The 26,156-nt window shown below is 67.2% G+C and carries 5 protein-coding genes; all 5 read right to left on the reverse strand.

The features are described 5' to 3' along the window. Positions 1-49 precede the first annotated feature (49 nt). The gene (gene fhuB, locus JMY24_RS09200; protein ID WP_201701891.1) at positions 50-2,041 is read right to left on the reverse strand and encodes a Fe(3+)-hydroxamate ABC transporter permease FhuB; all 1,992 of its coding nucleotides are present in this window, start codon (positions 2,039-2,041) and stop codon (positions 50-52) included. Further along, complete coding sequence (locus JMY24_RS09205; protein ID WP_201701893.1) at positions 2,038-2,961, reverse strand: ABC transporter substrate-binding protein; 924 nt, start codon at positions 2,959-2,961, stop codon at positions 2,038-2,040. Before JMY24_RS09205 ends, fhuB begins: the two co-directional genes overlap by 4 nt. Positions 2,962-3,007: 46 nt before the next feature. After that, positions 3,008-5,200, reverse strand: a complete 2,193-nt coding sequence (locus JMY24_RS09210) for a TonB-dependent siderophore receptor (RefSeq protein ID WP_128598735.1) — start codon at positions 5,198-5,200, stop codon at positions 3,008-3,010. Between the two features lie 206 nt (positions 5,201-5,406). After that, on the reverse strand, positions 5,407-11,736 hold the full coding sequence (locus JMY24_RS09215; protein WP_201701895.1) for a condensation domain-containing protein: 6,330 nt from the start codon (positions 11,734-11,736) through the stop codon (positions 5,407-5,409). 56 nt (positions 11,737-11,792) lie between these two features. Then, positions 11,793-26,090 carry an amino acid adenylation domain-containing protein gene (locus JMY24_RS38330; protein WP_413231230.1) on the reverse strand — a complete coding sequence of 4,766 codons (14,298 nt, stop codon included), beginning with the start codon at positions 26,088-26,090 and terminating at the stop codon, positions 11,793-11,795. Between the last annotated feature and the right edge of the window lie 66 nt (positions 26,091-26,156).

A 26,156-nucleotide genomic window follows, 5' to 3' on the forward strand; every position in this document is an offset into this window, starting at 1 on the left:
CTGACTTCTTCCCGGTTTGCGTCGGGATCGACCCGACCGAACCGCTGCATCAACGACGCAACAGCCACATCAGATAGGGCCCGCCCAGAAGCGTCGCAATCACGCCGGCCGGCATCTGTTGCGGGAAGATCATGTTGCGCCCGAGCCAGTCCGACAGCACCATCAGCAAGCCGCCAATGAGCGCCGCGACGAGCATCTGCGAACGTGCACGCGGAAAGCCGAGCAGCCGCGCGAGATGCGGCGCCATCAAGCCGACGAACGACATGGGGCCGATCACGACCGTCGCTCCCGCCGTGAGGATCGCGGCGACCGCGAGCAGCAGCAGCCGCGCACGCTGTGCGCCGACGCCGAGCGCGTTCGCGACGTTGGCGCCGAGCGGAAGAATTTCCAGCCAACGCGCGCCGAGATACGCGACGAGCACGGCGGCGACCGTGCACACACCGACGGCGACAGCGGTCGCGGGCACGATCAGATAGGTCGAACCGTACTGCAGCGGACGCAGCAGGTTCGCATAAGCGCCGCCGCTCGCCGTCGCGAGCATGACGACTGCTTGCGAGAACGCACTGATCGCGATGCCTGCGAGCAACACGTGCTCCGGCGCGAAACCGCTGCGGCGTCCGAGCGCGACGATCGTCAGCAGGCAGATCAGTGCACCCGCCGCCGACCCCGCGAGCAGCACGGGCGTCGACGGCGCCGTCGCGACGACCGCTGCTACCAGCATGCCGAGCATCGCACCGCCGCTCACGCCGAGCAAATCGGGGCTGGCCATCGGATTGCCGGTAACTCGTTGCAGGATCGTGCCCGCAAGCGCGACCATCACGCCGGCGCCGAGCGATGCAGTCAGCCGCGGCACTCGCCAGAACCATACGTCGCTCCAATGTTGCGCGTCTGTCCATTGCCAGCCGTGCAGCGTCACCGAAAAACACAGCGATACGACGACCGCGGCGGCGAGCAGCCCGCCGAGCAGAAGCGCGGGCACACGCAACGCGCGGCGCGGCGTTGCGCTTTCCGCCGTCGACGGACGCGGCGCCTCGATGTGCACACGGCGCAGCATCCACAACAGCAGCGGGCCGCCGCAGAGGGCTACCGCGGCACCCGTCGGCAGCAACTCCCCCAACACGCTCGGTAAGCTCTGCACGGCCTGGTCGGCGATTGCGAGCAACAGCGCGCCGACGAGCGGCGCCCACAGCAACTGGTCGCGCAGCCGGCGCGCGCCCATCAGGCGTGCGAGCACCGGACCGCCGAGCCCGATGAAGCCGATCACGCCGACCGCGCTCGCGACGAACGCACTTAGGATCACCGCGATGGCGAGCGCGACGGGCCGCGCCCATGCGAGCGACATACCGAGCTGGCTCGCGCTGCCGTCGTCGAGAGAAAACAGCGTGAGCGGCCGCACCAGCAGCGCCGCAGCCGCACCGCAGGCAAGCACGCGCGGCAGCAGCCAGACGACGCTATCCCAGCCGTTTTGCACGAGCGAGCCGCCGCCCCAGATGAATACGGACGTGAGCGAACGCTCGAACACAATAGTTAGGAGGACGGATAGTGCGCCGCAATACAGGTTCACGACCATCCCGGCCAGCACGATCGACACGGCGGCGAAGCCTTTGCGCCACGTCATCGCCATGGTCGCAAGCATCGCGAGTGCGGCGCCCGTCAGCGCAACCGTGAAGCGCATGTCGGCGGCCAGCGCGGGCGCGACGACCGCGGCTATCGTCAGTGCGAGATAGGCTCCCGCCGACACGCCGAGCGTGAGCGGTTCCGCAAGCGGATTGCGCAATACCTGCTGGAACACGACGCCGGCGAGCGACAACGCCGCACCCGCTATCAGCGCAATGGCGACGCGCGGCAGCCAGCCATAGCGGACGACCAGTTGCGGCAGCGTTGCGTCGGTGCCCGACAGTACGACGCCTGGCCATTGTGCGAGCGGAAGCCGCGCAGACAGTGTGTGATAAACGAGCCACGCGGCCAGCATCAGCAGCAGCGCGGGCAGCCACCAGGCGCGAGGAGCAGCAAAGGCGACGGTCGCCATCGGGCGGTTCATATGGTGACTCCTTGCAGCGCGTTCGCGAGGCTATCGGCAAAACGCATCGACGCAACGACGCCGCCGAGCGCCGGCAACGGTCCGATGTGCTGCACGCGGTTCTGCCTCACGAACAGCAGCGCGCGCCATAGCGGGCTTCGCGCAAGTTGCGCGGCGACGCCGGGCGGCACGCCGATCGTGACGACTTGCGCATCGGTGTGTTGCGCGAGCGCGCCGAGGTCCGCTTCGGTCATACCTTGCGGATCGGCCATGCCCTGCCACGCATTGTCGATTCCGAGCGCGCCGAGCACACCGCCGAACAGGCTGTTCTTGCCGAACACGGCGATATGCCGGTCATCGATTGGACGTAGTAAATAGAGCGGGCGTCCGGTCGCGCGAAAGGCCGCGAGACGCGCGGACGCGTCCGCAAGCGCGGCGTCGGCGCGCGCGAACAACGCATCGGCCGCGGCATCGCGTCCTAGCGCGGCGGCTAGCTTGCGGGTCGCGGCATGAACCGCCGGATAGACGTCGATGCCGGGGCCGAACAGTTGCACCGTCAGCGTCGGCGCGATCCGTTCGAGCAATGCACGCAGCGGCGCATGCCATGGCGTGATGACGATAAGCTCGGGTTTCAGCGTCTCGAGCACCTCGAAGTTGGGCTGATACAGCAAGCCCGTGTCGACGACCGAAGACGGCAACGGCGGAACGCCGTCGAGCTTCGCATACCACGAGGGACGCGAAACGCCGGCGGGCACCACGCCGAGCGACAGCACGACTTCCGTCAAGGGCCAGTCGAGCACGACGGCGCCTGCGGCCGCACGCGCATCCGAACTCGCGACCGCCCCACTTGCAAACGTAGCGCCCGATGCCGCGAGCGTCGCCGCGCCCAAACCCGCGAGCGCGAGGCGCCGCTTGCTGCTAAAGCGCAGACCTGCCGTCATGACAACGCATGCCGCAAGCCATCCGTGCAGCCCTTCGTCATGGCGATCACCATTGGTAGCGTGCCGTTCCGAGCACCGTACGACTCGCGCCCCAGTAGCAAACAGACGCTGTCGTGCAGTACGAGATGTACTCGCGGTCGAACACGTTGTTCAGGTTGAGCGACAGTCGCCAGTTCTGGATGTCGTAATGCGCGCCCAGGTCGACGAGCACGCGCCCCGGCACCGTGAACGTGTTGGCTGCATCGCCCGCCGAACTGCTCATATAGCGCACGCCCGAGCCGAGGCCGAAGTTGCGCAACGGTCCGCGGTGGAACGTGTAATCCGCCCACAGCGAAGCCGTGTTGCGCGGCGCGATCGTTGGGCGCTTGTTCAGGCTGCTAGGCGTCGTGGTATTCGCCACTTCCTGGTTCAGGTACGTGTACGACGCGATCACCTTCACGTCCGCGGTGACGTTCGCGTGCGCTTCCAGTTCGACGCCGCGCGAGCGGATCTGGCCGGTCTGTAACGCGCTGCCCAGATGGTTCGGATCGCTTACCGACACGTTGTCCTGCGTGAGGGTGAACGCGGCGAGCGAGAAGAATCCATCGAACCACTTCGGCTGATAACGCACGCCGGCTTCTACCTGCCGGCCTTTGGTCGGCGCGAACGGCGCGCCCGAATACGTAGCGCCGAGCACCGGCTGGAAAGAACGCGAATAGCTGATATACGGCGCAATGCCATTTTCGAACTCGTACGCGAGACCCGCGCGCCAGGTGAACGCGTGATCGTTCGAGTGGTAGGTCGTGCCGGTTCCCGTGGTAAGCAACGTGGTCTGCTGGTTGCCTCCTGTCCAGTCCTCACGAACGCCGAACGTCAGCACCCAGTTGCGCCAGCGCGCCTCGTCCTGCGCATAGACGCCGACCGTGCTCAACGAATAGTCGAGGCGCGTGTTGGCCTGCTGCGTCGGTAGCGAGGAGAAGTTCGGGTTGTACAGATCGACCGTGCCGAGGACGGAGTTGCCCTCGGTGTCGCCGAGCATCGAGCGCTGATAGTCGAGACCGAAAAGCAACGTGTGCTGGACGGCGCCCGTCGTCACCTTGGCCTGCGCGTGTGTGTCGACCTCGAACTGCGTGTAGTGCTCGTTATCGACGTTGCCCCACATCGACACCGTGCGCTGATTGCTCCCGAGCGCGCTCGTTACCGACGTCTGGTAATAATGCTGGTCGATGTGCAGATAGCGCAGGTTCTGCGACACGCTCACCTTGTCGTTGATCGCATGATCGAACTGATAACCGAACCAGTACTGCGTGCGGTGCATGCCGTCGCGATCCGGGTCGCCGAAGTATTTGTCCGGTCCGAGTTGCCCATTCGGATTACTGAACAGTGTCGCGCCTGCCGGAACCGGATTGAAGAGGCCGCCGTTCGGGTCGCGCTGAAAACTGCCCTGCAGCGTAAAGGTGGTGTCGCGGTTCGGGCGGATCGTGACCGACGGCGCGATCGCAAGCCGCTGGTCCTTGATCGCGCTCACTTGCGTCTCGGCGGTACGGGCCACGCCCGTCAGGCGGTACAGCACGGTGCCGTTCTTGTCGACGGGACCGCTCAGATCGAAACCCAACTCATAGTTGTTGTGGTTGCCGATCTGCATCATCAGTTCGTGATACGGCTGCTCCATCGGCAGCTTGCTCACGTAGTTGACGAGGCCGCCCGGGCTGCCCTGCCCATAGAGCACCGAGGCCGGACCATGCAGCACTTCGATGCGCTCCATGAAATAGGTGTCGATGCGCGGCGTCGCGAAGCGCGGCGACTGGTATAGATGCAGGCCGTCCAGATACGAGTCGAGTGCGAAACCTCGGCCGTAGAGCTGGTCGAAACGAATGTCGGTGCCGTCCTGCGAATACACGCCCGGTGTATAGCGCAGCGCCTGGTCGACGGTCTGCGCGCCCTGATCGTCCATCTGCTGACGCGTGACGACCGACACGCTCTGTGGATTCGTGAGCAACGCGGAATCCGTCTTGGTTCCGGTCGTAGAACGTTTGGCTACGTAGCCGACGCCTGGCCCCGCCGGGTCTTCAGCTGAACTGCGTACCTGGACCGCGGGCAATTCCTTCGAGGCTTCCGTGCCCGAGGCCGCAGTTGGTGACCCTTGCGCGTGCGCCCCAAAGCCGGCACCACTGAGTATCAACGCGACGTAAATCGGGCGCAGGTGCGGCAAGCCGCGCTCCCGTAGAGAACTGCTTTTCCCTGCCTGCTCTACCTTCATTCTTCTTGTTCCCCATTCTTGTATCCCCGAGTCAGGGGCGGCGTCGCCCGCGGCCCCTGGTGCCTGATGATTCTCTCAAGACAGGATGTTAATGTAAACAATAATCGTTCGCATTCAAGGTTAATAAATCGTCGCGGTCATGCGACAACACGCGCTGAACGACAGTCGTGCAGCGCGTGCGGCGGGCCACGCAGAACGCCGACTGCTCAGGGCTCGCGGTGCAAAGACGCGGATGGGTCGTCGTGTTGTGGAAGCGGCTGTGCGAACCACTGCGCAAGCTGAGTCGCGAGAAGCGGATGGTGGACGATGCTGGAATGAGTCGCGTCGATGTCAAACTCGTGCAGCCGGCCGCGCGTGCGGTCCGCCCATGACATCCTGCGTCGCGGATCGGCGATGCGCCGCGCGCGCCACACGTGTAGATCGCAGCCGACGCGCGGCAGCACATGCCGGGACATCAATTCCGCGTGCATGGAGTCAGCGGCAAGCGCTTTGCCGAGCAGCGACGGCTCCGCCCCATCGAGCAGCGCCAGTTCGAGCGCCGCGCCGCGGCTCTCGTCCGCGACGGGCGCGGCGCCGTCCACGCGATGCGTCGCCGTATCGACGATACCGACGAACGACACACGCGCGCCGCGCCGCTCGAAATGATCCGCGATGGCGATTGCGAGCCGCCCGCCGAACGACCATCCGAGCAGCGCGTAGTCGCCGTGCGGCTGCAGCGTTTCGATGCACTGTGCGTAGTGCGCGGCGAGCGCTTCGAAGGTGTCGCCTCGCCACGGGTCGCCACGCAGCGCCGGCGCTTGTATCGCGATCAAAGTCACGCGGCCATTGAGCGCTTGCGCAAGCGTGCGATATTCGCCGACCATGCCGTAGCCGGGATGCAGACAGAACAGCGTGGCGGGCGCGCCGAGCGCGTTCAACGGCACGGCCGGAGACGGCACGGCACACGCTCGAGCGTTCGCGTCTTGCGGCAGACGCCGCGCGAACCAGCCAGCCAGCGCGTCGGCGGACGGCACCGGGAGGCTGGCCTCATAGACGGCACGCGCGGTCCAGCTTGCGGCGACGGTGTCGTGCCGAGCATGCGTCTCAAGTGACTCCGGAACCGCCCTCAGCGAAGCGGGCGACTGCGGCTGAGGCGCGGCCGCGCTCAAATGGGCCAGCAGTTCGCCGAGAGCGAACTCGAACGACGCGAAGAGTTGTTCGGCAAGCGCATCGGACACGAACTGCGGCGCGTAGCCCCAGTTCAACGCCAGCGCGTCGCCTGCAATCCAGCCATTGATATCGAGCGCGCGATCGGGAAGCCGCGCATGCGGCGCGATGGCGTCGCCCGACGATTCGAGCGCGAAGCCGAAGCGGCTTTCGCCGTCGAACGTTTGATCGAAGCGGCCCAGGTAGTTGAAGCCGACTTCCGGGGATGGCAGCGCGCGCAGCGCCGAGCGGCTGGCTGCGTCGGCGCAACAGGCTAGCAGGCCCCAGCCGAGACCGCGCAGCGGCACTGCGGCAAGACGCTCGCGCACGCGCAGCAGCGAGTCGGCAGCGCTCGTGCCGCGCGGCAACGCGAGCGGGTATTGGGTGGTGAACCAGCCGACCGTTCGACTGAGGTCGGCGCCGTCGATCACGTCTTCGCGACCGTGGCCCTCCAGTTCAACCAGCACTTCGTCGCGCGCAACGGTATCGCCGATGGCGCGCGCGAGCGCGGCAAGCAGCACTTCATCGACACGCATCCGGTAGGCGCGCGGCGCTTCGCGCAGCAGCGCGGCGGTCATGTCGGGCGATAGTTTTTTCAGCAGCGTCTTTTGCGGTTGAGGATGCGCAGAAAGCGGCAGGAACAGCGGGCCGGCGCGCAACGCGGGCGCGTCGAGCGCAGTTTGCCACCACGCGAGTTCGGTGACGCGCTCAGATGATTCGGCATACTGATGGATTCCGCGCGCCCAGGCTCGCCATGACATCGACGGCGCCGGCAGTGTGATGGGTTCGTCGCGTTCGGCCTGTTCATAGGCGGTTTGCAGTTCTTCGAGGAGCACACGCCAGGAGACGCCGTCAACCGCCAGGTGATGGATCGCGATCAGTACGCGCGTTTCGTCCGGCGCCTCGAAGTGGCCTACGCGCCAGATTGGGCCGTGCTCGATGTTCAGGCTCGACTGGATGCGGTCGCAGGCCGCTTTCAGCTCGGATAGCGAGGAGAGGTGGTCGTGGCGCAGTATGGCTGGTGGTGATGGCTCGCGGGCCGGTGATGGGTGTGATGGGCCGGATGCCTGCGAGGTGGGCGATGCTTGTGGTGCTTGTGGTGCTTGTGGTGCTTGTGGTGCTTGTGGTGCTTGTGGTGCTTGTGGTGCTTGTGGTGCTTGTGAAACTTGTGAGGCATATGAGGCTCGCACTGCTTCTGCTACTCCTGCTGCCTCTGTTGCTTCTGCTTCTGCTTCTGCTTCTGCTTCTGCTTCTGCCGCTTCTGCTGCTTCTGCTGCCTTCACCGCCATCTGCTTCCACCCGCCCGCCTCCTTCACGAACCGCAGCCGCAACGCGTCGTGCCGCGCCTCCAGCGCCGCTACCGCGCGCTCCAGCGCCGCCGGCACGAGCCGACCCTTCACTTTCAGCAGCACCGCCTGGTTCCAGTGCGACTCCCCTTGCGGGTAGCGCTCGAAGAAAAGCCGCTGGATCGGCGTCAATGGCAGCGCTGCGCCGTCGTCGACCTCGTGCACCGCGCCCGGATCCAGCCGCTGTGCGCGCTGCGCGAGACCCGCCACGGTCGGATGTTCGAACACCTGTCGCGGCGTGATCCGCCAGCCCGCCTCGCGTGCCCGCGCGATGATCTGCAGGCTCTGGATCGAGTCGCCGCCGGCTTCGAAGAAGTTGTCCGTCACGCCAAGATCATCGCGCCCGAGCACTGCCGCCCAGATCGATAGCAGCGCCGATTCGACCTCGTTCGACGGCGCCACCCGCTCGATAGAGCCCGCCTGCGGCGCGGGCAGCGACGCGCGATCGAGCTTGCCGTTGGGCATCCACGGCAGCCGCACGAGCACCGTCACCGACGACGGCACCATGTAGCCGGGCAGCTTCTGCTCCAGTTCGCGCTGCAAACGCTGGAGGTCGAGAGGTTGCAGGGCTGCCTGGCCGACGTCGTGTATGTCACGCGGCATATTGCCTCGCCCACTGCCGGACGCACTGGCCGGTGGACGGCCGAAAGCGCCATCGCCTGCGACAGCGTGTGGGATGTTTCCCGATGCGTCGCCCAACAGGTTGCCCGCGGCATCACCGGAAGCACTGTCCGACATGTCACCCGCCACATACGCCGCCAGCCGCTGCTTCTGTCCCTCGCCCACCACAATTACCGCGGCATCGCGCACGCCCTCGCACTGGCGCAGCACCGCCTCGATCTCGCCCAGCTCGATGCGCTGGCCGCGCAGCTTCACCTGCTGGTCCAGCCGTCCGAGGAACTCCACCGTGCCGTCCGCGCGCAGCCGGCACAGGTCGCCGCTCCGATACACGCGCGCCCCCGGCGCGCCGTACGGGTCCGGCACGAACCGCTCCGCCGTCAGCGCCGCCCGTCCCAGATACCCGCGCGCCAGCGTCGGCCCGCCGATGCACAGCTCCCCGAGCCCGCCCACCGGCGCCTCGTCGCCGAACGCGTCGAACACGCGCGCCGTACGGCCCGGATACGGATGTCCGATCGGCACCGTCACCTGCCGTGCGTCGTCGGCCCCGGTGCGGCGGTAGAGCGCCGCCACCGTCGTCTCGGTCGGTCCGTACAGGTTATCGAGCCGGATATCCGCGAGCGGCCCCTCGCGCCAGCGCGCGAGCGCGTCTCCCGGCAGCGCCTCGCCGCCCACCGTCACCTGGCGCAGCGCGAGTTGCGCGCGCGGCGGCGCATGACGCTGCCACTGCTGCCACAGCGCGGTCGGAATCCGCGCGAAGGTCACGCGCCGCTTCACCAGCCGATCGCTCAGGCTTTGCAGATCCCACGGCTGCGCCCCGCGCATTTCCACCGTCGCGCCGCGCAGCAGTGCCGATAGCGTCTCGTGCAGCGCGACGTCGAAGTTGATCGTCGACGAGTGCAGCACGGTGTCCTTGCCGTCGATGCAGTAGGTCGCGAGGAAGTCCTGCAGGTGAGTCCACAGCGCGCCGTGGCTCACGCCGACGCCCTTGGGCCGGCCTGTGGAGCCCGATGTGTAGAGCACGTAAGCGAGCTGGTCGGGGTGAAGGGGGGCGTCGGGGTAGTCAGTTGCATGCGTCTTCATGCTTGTGGTTGCCGTTGCCACTGCCCGTTGCTCTTGTCCTCGTCCCGCCGCTGTTGCCGCTGTTGCCGCTGTTGCCGCTGTTGCCGCTGTTGCCGCTGTTGCCGCTGTTGCCTCTGTTGCCTCTGTTGCCTCTGTTGCCTCTGTTGCCTCTGTTGCCTCTGTTGCCTCTGTTGCCTCTGTTGCCTCTGTTGCCTCTGTTGCCTCTGTTGCCTCTGTTGCCGCTGCTGCCGTTCCTGTCGACGCCCCTCGGCCCGTCTCTTTCTCCGCAATGGCGTCCGTATCCGTGCTTAACGCCCTATCCATCCGAGTCGCCAGCCCGGTGTCCCCCACCACCGCCCCGACATCAACCACCTCACACCCCGCCAGCACCCCAGCCACCTGCTTCGCGCTAGCGCTGTCGGCGACCACCTGCACGATGCCCGCATCGTCGATCATCTGTGCAAGACGCGCTGCCGGATACTCCGGATCGAGCGGCACGAACGCCCCACCCGAGCGGATAATCCCAAGCAGCGCCGCAATCAGCGCCGGACCACGCGCCACGCACAGCCCCACGCGCTGCTCAGCGCCAACGCCTCGCGCAGCCAACCGTGCAGCCAGCGTCGAAGACCACGCATCCAGTTCCGCATAGGTGAGCGATTCATCCTCGCAGCGCAGTGCAATCGCATCCGGCGAGCGCTTCGCCTGCGCCGCGAGCGCCATCCCGAGCGATTCGAACGCATAGCGCCGCAACGGCGCCGCTTCATACCCCGCAGGCAACGTCACCGATCCCACGCGTCGTTCGACACCATCGGCCATGTGCTCCAGAATCGCTTCGTACTGCAATGCAATCTGCTCGACGGTGCCCGCATCGAACACATCCGCCGCATAGTTGAACATCAGGCGCAAGCCGTGCCCGTCATCCACCACGTTCAGCACAAGATCGAAACGCGCCGTGTCAGTGCCGCCCGCCTCCGGCTCCACGACGAGCCCCGGCATTGCAACGGATGCCTCGCTCGTCGCCTGCTCGAGGTTGAACATCACCTGAAACAGCGGCGAGCGCCCGAGATCGCGCTCGATCCGCAATGCGTCGAGGATGCGTCCGAACGGCGCCGCCTGATGCACATGCGCTTCGAGCACGCGCGCATGCAGTCCCGCGAGCAGCGTGCCGAACGGCATGCCGCCGTCCACGTCCACGTCGATCACGAGCGTGTTGACGAAAAAGCCGATCAGCCCTTCTGTCTCGCTGCGCTGCCGTCCCGCCGACGGCGCGCCGATCCGTACGCCCGGCTGCCCGCCATAGCGGTACAGCAACGCGGCATACGCGCCTAGCAGCACGGTGAAGAGCGTCGTGCGCTGCGCGCGCGCGAGTTCGCGCAAGCGCCCGGCGAGCGCCGGACCGACATCGCGCCGCGCGCGTCCGCCTTCGATGCCGCGCACCGCAGCGCGCGGCCGGTCCAATGGTAGTTCGAGCGCGGGACGCTCGGCGCCGAGGCGTTGCGTCCAGTACCCGAGATCGTCGACGAGCGCGCCGTCCTGCCATTCACGCTGCCATGCAGCGACGTCGCCGAAATGAATTTCGACGGGCGGCAGTGCGCGACCTAGCGCCGCGCTTTCGCCCGTGAACGCCGCACGATACAGCGCCGCAAGCTCGCGAACGAGCAACGACTGCGACCAGCCGTCGGACACGATGTGATGGACGACGATCGACAGCGCGTGACGCTGTGCATCAATCGCGATGAGCTCGACACGCAGCAGTGGCCCTTGCACGAGATCGAATGGCTCGCGCGCGGCGGCACGCAGCGTGTCGCGCAATTGAGCAGGGTCCTCAAGCGCGTGTTCACGCCAGAGGTAGTGCGCGCCATCGGCAATGTGCTGGACCACCACACCGCGCGTCTCCACGAAGCGCGTACGCAGCGCGCCATGGCGTGCGACGAGCTCATCGAATGCACGGCGCAATGCGGGCACATCAAGACGTCCCGTCAACCGGAGCGCGCGCGACAGGTTGTAGGCCGGGTTCTGCGGATCGAGCCTCCACAAGAACCACAGGCGCTCCTGCGCGGGCGCGAGCGGGTAAAACGCGGAACCGGGCGAAGCAAGCAGGCCGTCCAGATCGTTCGCGTCGCCGGCCTCGCGCGACAACGGCACGATCGGCAGACGCGCGGGATCGATCCCCTGCTCGCTCGCTTTCTCGCGAAAACGGCGGCGACGCTCCGGCGATAGCGCCGCGTACTTGCGCGCGATCGCGAGCGCCTGGCTCGGCGCGTCGCTAATGGCTGTTGAGGAAGCCGGCGCGGCGGCCGTTTCGTTGCGGGTCGTGGTCAGCATGATGTCAGTCTGAATAGGTAAGCGAGCGCGTCGCGCCCGCGCATGGTGTTCGCTTCTCAGTCCAGCGCGTCGAACAATCCATCGAGCGCCTGCAACTCATCGTTCGCGGTCTCCCTCTGCGACGCGTCACGCTGCGGGTCCCCATCCGCATCGCCCGTGAGCAGTCGAGCCAGCAGCCTCGGCGTAGGACTGAGGAACAGCGCGGCAAGCGCAACCTTGCGTCCGAGTTGTTCCGACAGTCGGGCGATCAATCGCACCGCCGCGAGCGAGTGACCGCCGAGCGCGAAGAAATCGTCGTCGGCGCCGACACGCGCGAGCCCCAGCACATCGCCAAACAGCCGCGCGATCAGCACTTCGATCTCGCCCGATGGTTCGACCCACGGCGCCTCGCTTTCCGGCGACGCCTCGAACCGCGCGAGCGCGTTGCGATCGAGCTTGCCGTTCGCGGTGCGAGGCAACTCGCCGATTTCGTAGAGCGCCGCCGGCACCATGTAGCCCGGCAGACGTGCGGCAAGCGTCTGGCGCCAGCCTGCCGGCACCGCGCGCGATTGGCCCACCACATAGCCGACGAGCCGCGCTTCGGCGTCGCCCGCCCCCGGCACGAGCGCGACAGCGGCGTCGAGCACGCCGTCGCAGCCGCGCAGTGCCGCCTCGATTTCGCCCAGCTCGATTCGATAACCGCGCAGCTTGACCTGCTGGTCGATCCGGCCGAGGCATTCGATCTCGCCATCGGGCCGCTCGCGGCACAGATCGCCTGTGCGGTACATCCGCGCGCCCGGCGGTCCATATGGGTCAGGGACGAAGCGCTCGGCGGTGAGCCCGGCGCGACCCAGGTAACCGCGCGCGAGATTGTCGCCGCCGATGCCCAGCTCGCCGACGCCGCCTTGCGGCGTCAACTGGCCGCTCGCGTCGACGATGCGCAGCGCGTTCGCACGCAGCGCGCGACCAACGGTGACCGCTCCGCCTTGGGGCACCCGGACGCAAGTCGACCAGATCGTCGTTTCGGTCGGGCCGTAGAGATTCCACAAGTCGACGCCGCGTTGCGCGAGTTGCGCCGCCAGGTCTGCAGGCAACGGCTCGCCGCCCGCGATGCCGGTGAGTCGTCCACGCGACGCTCCGCGCCAACCTGATTCGATCAGCAGGCGCCAGCCGCTAGGTGTTGCCTGCATGAGGCTCGCGCCGCTTTCGTCGATAAGACGCGCGAGCGCGGCACCGTCGGCGACTGTGGCGGCGTCGGCCATTTCGACGCAAGCGCCTCTCGTCAGCGGCAGGCATAATTCCAGCAGAGAAATGTCGAACGACGGCGTAGTGACCGACAATAGTACGTCATCCTTATCGATTCCCATGACGATACCGACACTAGCGAGCAGCCTCGCCAGCGCGCCGTGAGAAACCGCAACGCCCTTCGGCCGGCCGGTCGAGCCTGACGTGTAGATCACGTAGGCGAGTTCCGAGCCGGTGCATGGCAATATGGGTGGCGGCAACGTTGCGGCCTTGACGAGGGCGGCTTCGGAGACTTCGGCAGCCCCGGTGGCTTTGGTGGCTTTGGTGGCTTCAACAACTCCGGCAACTTCCGCAACTCCAGCCAGTCCGCCGACCCCACCATCCATCACGATACGACCATTAAGCGCGTCGCCGAGCCGCGCGCGCCCTTCTTCGTCTGCGATGACCCGCGTGATCCCCGCGTCGTCCAGCATGTCGGCGAGGCGCTCGACTGGGAATGACGGGTCGAGCGGCACATAGGCCGCGCCGCTGCGCCACACGCCGAGCATGCTGGCGATCAGCGCCGGCGAGCGGCGCATGCAGACGGCTACGCGCTCCTCCCGCGCGACGCCGCTCGCACGCAAACGCGCGTCGATCGTCGCGGACCAGCGGGCGAGCGTCGCGTAGTCGAACGCCTCGCCGTTTTGCCGGATCGCGATGCGTTGCGGCATGCGCGCGGCTTCAGCGGCAAAGCGTTCGTGGCACGCGAGGGGCGCGGGTTCTGGCAACGGCTCCGCGTGCGGCGCACCTCGCCGCACCGCAAGTTCGCCGACGAAGCGCGGCGCGTGCTCGCCCTCGCCGGCGAGTTGATCGAGCAGCCCGAGATATTGCCGCTGCAACTGCTCGGCCTGAGTGCGCGTGAGCCGCCGGCTGTCCCACTGCCATTGCAACTCGATGCGCGTCGCCGGCAGGATCGTCAGCGTGAGCGGATAGTGCGTGCGCTCGAACGAATCCACGCGCTCGACGCGCAACGCGTCGGTTTCCGTGGATACTGCACGGGCCGCAACCGGATAATTCTCGAACACGATCAGGCTGTCGAAGAGCGCGTCGCCGCTGCGGCCCGCCCACTGCTGCAGCGACGATAGAGCCGTATGCTCGACCTCACGCATCTGCAGGTTATAGGCCTGCAAATCGTCAAGCCAGGCCGATATCGTCAAGTCGCCGTGCACCGCTGCGAACACGGGCAGGCTATTGATAAAGAGTCCGAACATTTCTTCGGACCCAGCCAGAGATGCGGGCCGCCCCGACACCGTGACACCGAAGGCCACCGACTGCTTGCCGCTCAGCCGCGCGAGCAGCACGGCCCACGCGCCCTGCATCAACGTATTGAGCGTCACACGATGCCGCTGCGCTGCGCGGCGCACCCGCGCATCGAGCGGCGCCTCCAGTTCGAGCGCGATCTTGCGGGGCACGCTCGCTGCCTCGCTCGAATGTGTGTCGAGTGGCGCGATAAGGCTGGCTGTGAGCGTGCCGGTATCGTCGGCGGCGGGGATCCGCTCGCTCCACCAGTCCCGTGGATCGGGCTGCACCGCGAGCCACTCGACGTAGCGCCGGTACGATGGCGGCATGCCCGCGGCGGCGCGCGCACCGTCGCGCGGCGAAACGCCCAACGCACGCTCGTAGTCGTCGAATACTTCGGCGAGCAGACGTGCACCGCTCCAGCCATCGGTCAGCACATGATGATGGGTGCGCACGAGGTCGAAGCGGCCATCCGGACGCCAGAACACGTTCACGCGCATCAGCGGCGCGCGCGACGCATCGATGCCGGCAGCGATGTCGGCCGCGCGCCATGCGGCGAGGCGCGCCTCGTAGTCCTCTGCATCGCGCCAGTCGTGCCCCGCGAACGGCAGCATGGCTTCGCGCTGGACGATCTGCAACGCCGCTTCGCCATGACGCCACTCGAAGCGAGTGCGCAACATGTCATGCCGCGCGATGGCGGCCTGCCAGGCACCGCGCAGCGCGGCGGCGTCGAGGCGGCCGTCGAGCGTCAATTGCAACTGATTCACATAGACGCCCTCGCCTTGCTGCAATTCGCTGTGATAGAGCAAGCCCTGCTGCAACGGCGTGGCCGGATAGATGTCCGCGACGCCGCCAAGCGGCAGGCGCAGCGCGCCCAACTGCGCCTGATCGAGGCCCGAGAAGGGGAAATCCGACGCCGTCGCTCCCGGCGGCGCGGCGACGCAGTGCGCGATCAGTGCGTCGACGTGCTGATCGAAGGATGCGACGATGCGTTCGACGCTTTCCCGCTCGATGCGTGCCGGGTCGAAGCGCCAGCGCAGCAGCAGCGTGTCGCCGGTGACGATGCCGTTGAGGTCGAGCGCGTAATCGACGCGCGCGCCGGCTCCGTGGCTGCTGCCTGCATCGTCGGAGCTAAAGGCGAAGCGCGACGCCGGATCGAACGACTGATCGAAGCGCCCGAGATAGTTGAAGCTGATCGCCGGACGCTGCCGCACGCGGCTCGCGTCGAGCAGCCCCCTGTGCAGCCCTTTATTGGGCACGGCACGCACGCGCTCCTTGACGGCCACGAGCGCATCGCCAGGCGCTGCTGGAGTTCCTGGAAGCGCGACCGGGAAGCGCGTCGTGAACCAGCCGACGGTGCGGCTGAGGTCGGCGCCTTCGATCACGTCCTCGCGGCCATGGCCTTCCAGTTCGACGGCGATTTCAGCCGCGCCGCTCCACGCGCCAAGCGCTTGCGCAAGCGCGGCGAGCAGCAACTCGTCGACGCGCGTGCGATAGGCGCGCGACGCGTTTTGCAGCAGATCGCGCGTGCGGCTTGCGTCGAGTGTCCAGTCGATGGTTTCGCTTTCGGCGACGCGCGTGCCTGCGGGTGCACGCAACGGGAGCTCGGAAGCCCTATCGACGACGCTCAGCGCACTCTGCCACCAGTTGGCTTCGGACTTAACTGCATCGGAGTACGAATATTTATCGAGCGCGCGCACCCAGGCTCGCCATGACATCGACGGCGCCGGCAGTGTGATGGGTTCGTCGCGTTCGGCCTGTTCATAGGCGGTTTGCAGTTCTTCGAGGAGCACGCGCCAGGAGACGCCGTCAACCGCCAGGTGATGGATCGCGATCAGTACGCGCGTTTCGTCCTGCATCTCGAAGTGGCCTACGCGCCAGATTGGGCCGTGTTCGATGTTCAGGCTCGACTGGATGCGGTCGCAGGCCGCTGTCAGTTCGGATAGCGAGGAGAGGCGGTCGTGGCGGACGATGGCTTGTGATGATGGCTCGCGGGCCGGTGATGGGTGTGATATGTCGGATTCCTGCGAGGTGGGCGATGCTTGTGGTGCTTGTGGTGCTTGTGGAACTTGTGAAACTTGTGAAACTTGTGAGGCATATGAGGCTCGCACTGCTTCTGCTGCTTCTGCTGCTTCTGCTGCTTCTGCTGCTTCTGCTGCTTCTGCTGCTTCTGCTGCTTCTGCTGCTTCTGCTGCTTCTGCTGCTTCTGCTGCTGCTGCTTCTGCTGCTTCTGCTTCTGCTTCTGCTTCTGCTGCTTCTGCTGCCTTCACCGCCATCTGCTTCCACCCGCCCGCCTCCTTCACGAACCGCAGCCTCAACGCGTCGTGCTGCACCTCCAGCGCCGCTACCGCGCGCTCCAGCGCCGCCGGCACGAGCCGACCCTTCACCTTCAGCAGCACCGCCTGGTTCCAGTGCGACTCCCCTTGCGGGTAGCGCTCGAAGAAAAGCCGCTGGATCGGCGTCAATGGCAGCGCTGCGCCGTCGTCGACCTCGTGCACCGCGCCCGGATCCAGCCGCTGTGCGCGCTGCGCGAGACCCGCCACGGTCGGATGTTCGAACACCTGCCGCGGCGTCAGGCGCCAGCCCGCCTCGCGTGCCCGCGCGATGATCTGCAGGCTCTGGATCGAGTCGCCGCCGGCTTCGAAGAAGTTGTCCGTCACGCCAAGATCATCGCGCCCGAGCACTGCCGCCCAGATCGACAGCAGCGCCGATTCGACCTCGTTCGACGGTGCCACCCGCTCGATAGAGCCCGCCTGCGGCGCGGGCAGCGACGCGCGATCGAGCTTGCCGTTGGGCATCCACGGCAGCCGCGCGAGCACCGTCACCGACGACGGCACCATGTAGCCGGGCAGCTTCTGCTCCAGTTCGCGCTGCAAACGCTGGGGGTCGAGAGGCCGGACAGCCGCTGCGTCGGACTCACCCGCCACATACGCCGCGAGCCGCTGCTTCTGCCCCTCGCCCACCACGATCACCGCCGCCTCGCGCACGCCCTCGCACTGGCGCAGCACCGCCTCGATCTCGCCCAGCTCGATGCGCTGGCCGCGCAGCTTCACCTGCTGGTCCAGCCGTCCGAGGAACTCCACCGTGCCGTCCGCGCGCAGCCGGCACAGGTCGCCGCTGCGATATACGCGCGCCCCGGGTGCGCCGTACGGGTCCGGCACGAACCGCTCCGCCGTCAGCGCCGCCCGTCCCAGATACCCGCGCGCCACCGTCGGCCCGCCGATGCACAACTCGCCGAGCCCGCCCACCGGCGCCTCGTCGCCGAACGCGTCGAACACGCGCGCGGTACGGCCCGGATACGGATGCCCGATTGGCACCGTCACCTGCCGTGCGTCGTCGGCCTCGGTGCGGCGGTAGAGCGCCGCCACCGTCGTCTCAGTCGGTCCGTACAGGTTGTCGAGCCGGATATCCGCGAGCGGCCCCTCCCGCCAGCGCGCGAGCGCGTCTCCCGGCAGCGCCTCGCCGCCCACCGTCACCTGGCGCAGCGCGAGCTGCGCGCGCGGCGGCGCATGACGCTGCCACTGCTGCCACAGCGCGGTCGGAATCCGCGCGAACGTCACGCGCCGCTTCACCAGCCGCTCGCTCAGACTTTGCAGATCCCACGGCTGCGCCCCGCGCATTTCCACCGTCGCGCCGCGCAGCAGTGCCGGTAGCGTCTCGTGCAGCGCGACGTCGAAGTTGATCGTCGACGAGTGCAGCACGGTGTCCTTGCCGTCGATGCCGTAGGTCGCGAGGAAGTCCTGCAGGTGAGTCCACAGCGCGCCGTGGCTCACGCCGACGCCCTTGGGCCGGCCTGTCGAGCCAGATGTGTACAGCACGTAAGCGAGCTGGTCGGGGTGATGGGGGGCGTCGGGGTAGTCAGTCGCTTCCATCTTCATGGTTGTGGTTGCCGTTGCCACTGCCCGTTGCTCTTGTCCTCGTCCCGCCGCTGTTGCCGCTGTTGCCGTTCCTGTCACCGCGGCTCGGCCCGTCCCTCTATCCGAACTGGCATCCGTATCCATGCCCAAAGCGGTATCCATCCGAGTCGCCACCACCGCCTCCCCCACCACCGCCCCGACATCAACCACCTCACACCCCACCAGCACCCCAGCCACCTGGCTCACGCTGGTGCTATCGGCCACCACCTGCACGATGCCCGCGTCGTCGATCATCTGTGCAAGACGCGCTGCCGGATACTCCGGATCGAGCGGCACGAACGCCCCACCCGAACGGATGATCCCAAGCAGTGCCGCAATCAGCGCCGGACCGCGCGCCACGCACAGCCCCACGCGCCGCTCCGCACCAACGCCTCGCGCGACCAGCCGCGCGGCGAGCGTCGAAGACCACGCATCCAGTTCCGCATAGGTGAGCGATGCATCCTCGCAGCGCAGCGCGATCGCATCCGGCGAGCGCTTCGCCTGCGCCGCGAGCGCCATCCCAAGCGATTCGAACGCATAGCGCCGCAGCGGCGCCGCTTCGTACCGCGCAGGCAGCGTCACCGATCCCACGCGTCGCTCGACACCATCGGCCATCTGTTCCAGAATCGCTTCGTACTGCAATGCAATCCGCTTGACGGTCTCACGATCGATCCGCTCACCGTTCCACGCCCATTCGAGCGAAAGCGCCCTTCCGCGCGGGATGATCGCCAGCGCGAGCGGGTAATGCGTCGGATCGACGGAATCGACCGACTCCACCTTCAGGCTCGCGTCGCCATCGCGCGCGGCATCGACGGGATAGTTTTCGAACACGACGATGCTGTCAAACAGCGCGTCGCCGCTCCGTCCGGTCCATTGCTGCACGCGCGCGAGCGGCGTGTGCTCGTAGTGGCGCAGTTCCGTCAGTTCGCCTTGCAGCTTGCGCAGCCATGCGCCGAGGTCCTCGCTTGCGTCGGCGTCGATCCGCACCGGCAGCGTATTGATGAAAAGTCCCAACATCCGTTCGACGCCCGGCAGATGTGCCGGCCGTCCCGCGAACGTCGTACCGTATGCAACCTCGCGCCGATGTCCATAGCGCGCGAGCAGCACCGCCCACGCGCCCTGCATCAACGTATTGAGCGTGACCTCGTGACGACGCGCCGTTGCATGCAAACGCGCGACGAGCGCTTCGTCGAGCGCGCGGCGCCGCGCATGGGCGCCCGGTTCTGCTGCGCCCGGCTCGCCGAGACTGGCGGTGAGCGTCGCGGGATCGTCGGCGCGCGCGGTCCATGCGCGCCACCACGCCTCGGTCGCGGGATCGTCGGCCGCTTCACGAATCCACTCGACGTACCGGCGATACGGCGGCGCCGCTTCGAACGTCGCCGCGCCGCCGCTCGCGCGCATCCGGTAATCGCGCAAGATCTCGGCGAACAGCAGCGAAACGCTCCAGCCGTCGAGTAGAAGATGATGATGCGTCCACACGAGGTCGGCAGTGTGCGCGTCGCGAATGAAGAGCGCGATGCGCATGAGCGGCGCGTCGTCCGGCGCTATGCCATCGGCGAGATCGCGCGCGCGCCAGTCGGCGAGGCGCGCGTCGTAATCGGGTGCGGCCGACCAGTCGTGCGTCTCGAACGGCAACGCGATGCTGCGATCGACAATCTGCATCACCGAGCCGCCGTGCTGCCACGCGAAACTCGTGCGCAGAATCGCGTGACGCTCGAGCGCGGCCTGCCACGCGGCGTGCATTGCGGCGACGTCGAGCGCACCCGACAATGTCGCGCGCATCTGATTGAGATACGCGCCCTGTTGCGGCTCCGCGAGCGTGTGATAGAGCAAGCCACTTTGCAGCGGCGTGGCCGGATAGACGTCCTCGACGTGCTCAGGCGTGATGCCCAGCGCGCGCCACACATCGGACGACGCCGACGCGCTAGTGCCAGGTGATGGTTCGACGACTGCGGTCGATGTCGATGTCGATGTCGATGTCGATGTCGATGTCGATGTCGATGTCGATGTCGATGGAGCGGATGCAGACACAGGTCGTGCCGCACGCGCAAGCTGCTGCACGGTCGGCGCTTCGAACACCATGCGCGGCGTCACGTGCAAGCCAGCACTGCGCGCCTTTGCCACGATTTGCAAACTCAGTATCGAGTCGCCGCCGATGACGAAGAAATTGTCCGTCACGCCGATTTCGTCGCGCCGCAACACGGCACGCCAGACGGCAAGCAAGGCGGCCTCGGCGGGCGTCGACGCGGCGACGGCCTGCTTGGCGTTCGCCACCGCCTCGGGCGCAGGCAATGCGCGGCGGTCGAGCTTGCCGTTCGGCGTCAGAGGAAAGCGTTCAAGCTCGACATACGACGACGGCACCATGTGCCCCGGCAGACGCGCGGCCAGCCACGTCTGCCAGCGCCCGGCATCGGCGGTATTGGCTTCGCCGCGCGGCACGACGTAGGCAATGAGACGCCGGTCGCCCGCGTCGTTCGCCTTGCCGTTGCCGTTGCCGCCGCCCAACACCAGCACGGCCGCATCCCGCACCTCCGGATGCGCCCGCAGCGCCGCCTGGATCTCGCCCAGTTCGATACGGAAACCGCGGATCTTCACCTGGTCGTCGTTACGGCCCAGGTATTCGAGGTCGCCATCAGGGAGCCGTCGCGCGAGGTCCCCCGAGCGGTACAGACGCGCGCCCGGCACACCATACGGATCCGGCACGAAGCGTTGTGCGCTCAGCGCGGCGCGTCCGAGATAGCCGCGCGCAAGGCCCGCGCCGCCCACATACAACTCGCCCACCGCGCCCACCGGCACGCGGTTCAGGTCCGCGTCGAGCACGTGCAGCGTGAGATCATCGAGCGGCGCACCGATCACACTGCGCGCCTCGTGCAGCGCAGCTTCGTCCAGTGTCCGGTGCGTCACGTGCACGGTCGTTTCCGTGATCCCGTACATGTTCACGAGCGCCGGCAATACACCCTTGCGCCGCGCGCCCTCCGCCCATCGCGCAAGCGAGGCCGGCTCCAGACGCTCGCCGCCGAAGATCACCGCGCGCAGCGAGTCGAGCGTGTTGCCGTCATCGGCCTGGATCAGTTGAACGAATGCCGACGGCGTCTGGTTCAGCACCGTCACCTGCTCCTTGCGCAACAGCGCATGAAACGACGTGGGTTCGCGCGCGCTCCAGTGCGGCACGATCACGAGCCGCGCGCCATGCACCAGCGCACCAAAAATCTCCCATACGGAGAAGTCGAATGCGTATGAATGGAACAGCGTCCAGACGTCCTGTGCGTCGAATGCAAAGCGCGACTGCGTTGCGTCGAAAAGACGCGCAACGTTCTCATGCGTGACGCCCACGCCCTTCGGTACGCCCGTCGAGCCCGACGTATAGATCAAGTACGCAAGCTGTTGCGGATGCGGGCGCGCACCGGCATCGCTCGTGTCATTGCTCATGTCATCGCTCACGTCATCGACAGACACCGCATCGCGCAGCGCCACCGCATCGACCGTGGGCCGCGAGCCGAACAGCGACGCATGCTGCGCCAGGCTCGACGCATCGGTCACGATCAGCCGAAGCTGCGAATCGTCGACGATATGCGCGAGGCGCCCGGCCGGATACGACGGATCGAGCGGCACATAAGCCGCGCCCGCGCGCAGCACGCCAAGCAGCGACGCAACGAGCGCCGCTGAGCGCTGCATCGAGACGCCCACGCGCACTTCCGCCGTCGCGCCAAGACGCCGCAACTCATGTGCGATTGCGCGCGACCAGGCATCCAGTTGCGTATACGTCACGTGCTCATCGCCATCGACGAGAGCGACTGCTTCGGGCCGCGCGTGCGCCTGCGCGGCAATCCGCGCCGTCACCGGCTCGTAGGCGAACGCGGCTGGCAGACGTGGCGGCGTTGTAAATGGAGTGGCGTCGTCGGTTGGCAGATCGCGCAGCCGCACGTGCGGGTCGTTGCCTTCGACGAGCGCGGTCGCGAGGCAGTCCAGCATCCGCTCGAAATACTCCACGATGCGAGCGACGCCGTCCTCGGACGCGCGCGCGGCATGCCTGTGCCACTCCAGCCTCAGCGCGTCGCCGCCTCCCACATGACGCGGCGCGACGACCAGCATCAGCGGCAAATGGCTGCGGTTGTGCGCGTCGACGGCGCGTACGCGGGGCACGTCGCCGAGCGCTCCGAGCGCGTCGTCGAGCGGATAATTTTCGAACACGATAAGGCTATCGAACAGCGCATCGACGCTCGAGTTCGCCCATTGCTGCAAGCTCGCGAGCTGCGTGTGCTCGACCTCGCGCAACTCCGCGTTTTGCCGCTGCAACCCGGCGAGCCACGAGCGCACCGTCGCGTCGGATTTAACATCGATCCACAACGGCAAGCTGTTGATGAAGAGACCGACAATCGATTGCGCGTTCGGCAGATCGACGGGGCGGCCAGACACCGTCATGCCGAACGCCACTTGCGTGCGCCCGGAGAAACGCGCGAGCACGAGCGCCCACGCTGCCTGGACAAGCGTGTTCAGCGTGACCTGCGCACGCCGCGCAGCGCGCTGCAGCCGCGCGTGAGACGGGCCGTCGAGCTCGCGGATCAGCGTTTGTGCCGCTGCGCTATCGGCGCCCTTTTCGGACGACGGCCGCGACGTACTGCCGAGCGCGTCGGCGAGGCGCGCCGGTTCATCACGTGTCGCGAGCCGCGCGCGCCAGAATGAAGCCGTATCGGGTTGGCAGCGCAGCCAGCGGACGTAATCGGCGTAAGGCGCCGCCGGCGACATATCGAGGACGCCGCCTGCCTCGAGCGCCGCATACGCGCGCGCGGCTTCGCTCACTACCTGCGCGGTGCTCCAGCCATCCGTCAACGCATGATGGTGAGTCCACAGCAGATCGTGCGCGCCGTCGGGGCGCTCGAAAACGTCGACGCGCATCAGCGGCGCGACGCCCGGCTCGAAACCGCACGCGACGATCGCCTCGCGTGCGGCTTCGTATGCGGCGTTGTAATGCTCTTCCGTCGACGCCGCCGCGGTGAGCGCAGTAGGCACAACAAGCTTATTACGTGCATGCAATTCGAACGGCATGCGCACGCGCCGCTCGACGATCTGCAACGGCTCGCCGCCAGCCGGCCACACGAAGCGCGTGCGCAAAACCGGGTGGCGGGTGATCACCGCGTCCCACGCCGCGCGCATGGTGTCGATCTTCAACGCGTCGATCGTGAGACGCAATTGCGATACGTACATGCCCGGCTCGCCATCGAGCATGCCGTGGAACAGCAGACCCTGCTGCATCGGCGTGGCCGGATAGACTGCGTCGACGGCGTCGCGCGAAACACCGGCTTCGGCGAACCACTGATCGTCGTCCGCGGACTGCGTCGTGTGCGGCGGTGTTGCGGCGGCATGCGCCGTTCGGTGACTCGCGCTGGCGTCGGCGCTGGTCCGCTCGCTTGTGCCGGTACTCGCCCTCGCGCTCGCCGGACCGCTTACGCTCGCACTTGTCTGCGGGCTTGTGCCTGCACTTGTCTGCACGCTTGTACCTGCACGCGTCTGCTGGCTTGTGCCTGCACGCGTCTGCTGGCTTGCACCTGCACTTGTCTGCTGGCTTGTATCTGCACGCGTCTGCTCGCTCGTATCTGCACGCGTCTGCTCGCTCGTATCTGCACGCGTCTGCTCGCTTGTACCTGCACGCGTCTGCTCGCTCGCGCCTGCACTCGTCTGCTTGCTCGCGCCTGCACTCGTCTGCTTGCTCGCGCCTGCACTCGTCTGCTCGCTCGCGCCTGCACGCGTCTGCCCGCTCGTACCTGCACTCGCCTGCTCGCGTGTACCAGCGCTTGCCCACTGCCTCGTCCCGGCGCCTCTCTCCCCGCCTGCTCCAGCGCTCCCATGTGCGGACGCCACCGCCATCGGGACGGCGACGCGCGCCGCCGCCTCGATCGTCGGGTGGTCGAACATCTGTTTTGGCGTGAGCTTGAGTCCCGCGCCGCGCGCCTTCGCGATGATCTGCAGGCTGAGAATCGAATCCCCGCCGATTTCGAAATAGTTGTCCGTTACGCCAATGTCATCGCGCTTGAGCACGAGCTTCCAGATTCCAATAAGCGTGCTTTCCGCGTCATTGCGCGGCTCGACACGCGCGGCGCCCGCGGCGTTTTCCTGCAGCGGCGCCGGCAACGCGGCACGGTCGATTTTGCCGTTCGGGGTGAGCGGCAGCGCGGCCAGCACCTGAAGCGACGACGGCACCATGTAGTCCGGCACTTCCCCGGCGAGACGGCCACGGATCGCTTCGACGTCGAGCGGTTCGGCGGCACTCAGGTACGCGACGAGGCGAGGCGCAGCGCCGTCGCTATCGGCGTAGGCGATCACCACCGCGTCGCGCACGCCTTGCTCTTCGCGCAGACGCGCTGCGACCTCCTCCGGCTCGACGCGAAACCCGCGGATCTTCACCTGGTCGTCGAGTCGGCCGAGGAACGCGTATTCGCCGTCCGGCAGACGACGGCTCCTGTCGCCCGTCCGGTAGAGCCGCGCGCCGTTACCGTCGGGATCGGGAACGAAGCGCTCCGCCGTCAGCGAAGGCCGGTTCAGGTAGCCGTGTGCGACGCTCGCGCCGCCGATGCACAGCTCGCCAGCCGCACCTTTGGGCACCGCATTACCGTCGGCATCGACGATGCGCGCCTTCACGTGCGCCAGCGGCTTGCCGAGCGGCAGTGTCGCCGCGCGACTTTGCGCGCCGGCGCGCGTGAGTACGCCGACTGCGGTCTCGGTCGGCCCATAGTGGTTGATCAACTGGCATTCAGGCCGCAACGTCGCGATGCGCTCGGCCAGACGCGTCGGCGCGGGCTCGCCGCCCAGCACGACACAGCGGCGCGGCAGCACCCGTTCGGCCGACTGCGCTTGCAACAGAGCGTCGAGATGACTCGGCACGATCTTTAGCAAGTCGATCGAATGCGTGTGCATGTAGGCGGCAAAGGCGTCCGGATCGGCGGCGACGTCGGCGTCGATCAGATGCAGGGTCCAGCCGTGCCACAGCGCGCCGAACAACGACGTGTGACCGAGATCGGCGGCGGGCGTCGACAGATACACTGCGCTTGCAATACCTTCGGGTAGCCGTTCGGAGACGCCGCTCAGATAGGCGGCGAGCGCTGCGTGGCTGAGCACGACGCCCTTTGGCCGGCCCGTCGAGCCTGAGGTATAGATCACGTACGCGGGCCAGATGAGGATGCTGTCGTCGGGCTGTGCACCAGACACCGCGTGGTGAAGGGTTCCGCCGCTCCGGGCGTTGGTTGTGTCGACCACGTTGGCCGCGGCATCGTCGGGGGAGCGGAACGCGTGCGGATCGAGTGTCGTCACGCCCTCGGGCAGCCAACTGGGGCCGTCGGTTCTGGTTGCGGCGTTGGTTGCGTTGGCTGCGTTGGTTGCGTTGGCTGCGTTGGTTGCGTTGGTTGCGTTGGTTGCGTTGGTTGCGTTGGTTGCGTTGGTTGCGTTGGTTGCGTTGGTTGCGTTGGTTGCGTTGGTTGCGTTGGTTGCGATGGTTGCGTTGGCCGTGTTGGCCGTGTTGGCCGTGCTGGTCGTGTTGGCCGTGTTGGTCGCATTAGCCGCGTTGGTCGCGCTGACTGCTACACCTCCAACCACCGCATCCCACCCCCCACTTCCCACCGCAGCGCCCATCACCATCACGCGCGCGCCGCAGTCCTCGGCCTGCCAGCGCAGCCGCGCTTCCGGAAGCGCCGGATCGAGCGGCACGTAACATGCGCGCACCCTCCACACTGCGAGAATCGCCGCGACGAACGCCGCGCAGCGCGGTAATGCGAGCACCACGCGATCGCCCGGCTGCACGCCTTCGGCGACGAGCGCCGCGGCGAGCCTGCCGGACCACTGCCACAAATCACGCCAGGCCAGTGGACCCGTGCTGTCCACAAGCGCAACGGCATCCGGCCGTTCGATGGCAAACCGCGCGACGCGGGCGGGCAGAAAATCGGTGTCGAAATAGGTAGCTTGCATGGTGTCCGTGGTGTGATCCAGGTGTCTTGCACCCACGCGGGCAAGCGCGGGCTCGATGCGTCGATG

The sequence above is a fragment of the Paraburkholderia kirstenboschensis genome, from assembly GCF_904848585.1.
GTDB classification, from domain to species: Bacteria; Pseudomonadota; Gammaproteobacteria; order Burkholderiales; family Burkholderiaceae; genus Paraburkholderia; species Paraburkholderia kirstenboschensis.

Coding starts and splice junctions, on each gene's coding strand:
- fhuB (WP_201701891.1), bottom strand. CDS start 2,041: ATGAACCGCCCGATGGCGACCGTCGCCTTTGCTGCTCCTCGCGCCTGG.
- JMY24_RS09205 (WP_201701893.1), bottom strand. CDS start 2,961: ATGACGGCAGGTCTGCGCTTTAGCAGCAAGCGGCGCCTCGCGCTCGCG.
- JMY24_RS09210 (WP_128598735.1), bottom strand. CDS start 5,200: ATGAAGGTAGAGCAGGCAGGGAAAAGCAGTTCTCTACGGGAGCGCGGC.
- JMY24_RS09215 (WP_201701895.1), bottom strand. CDS start 11,736: ATGCTGACCACGACCCGCAACGAAACGGCCGCCGCGCCGGCTTCCTCA.
- JMY24_RS38330 (WP_413231230.1), bottom strand. CDS start 26,090: ATGCAAGCTACCTATTTCGACACCGATTTTCTGCCCGCCCGCGTCGCG.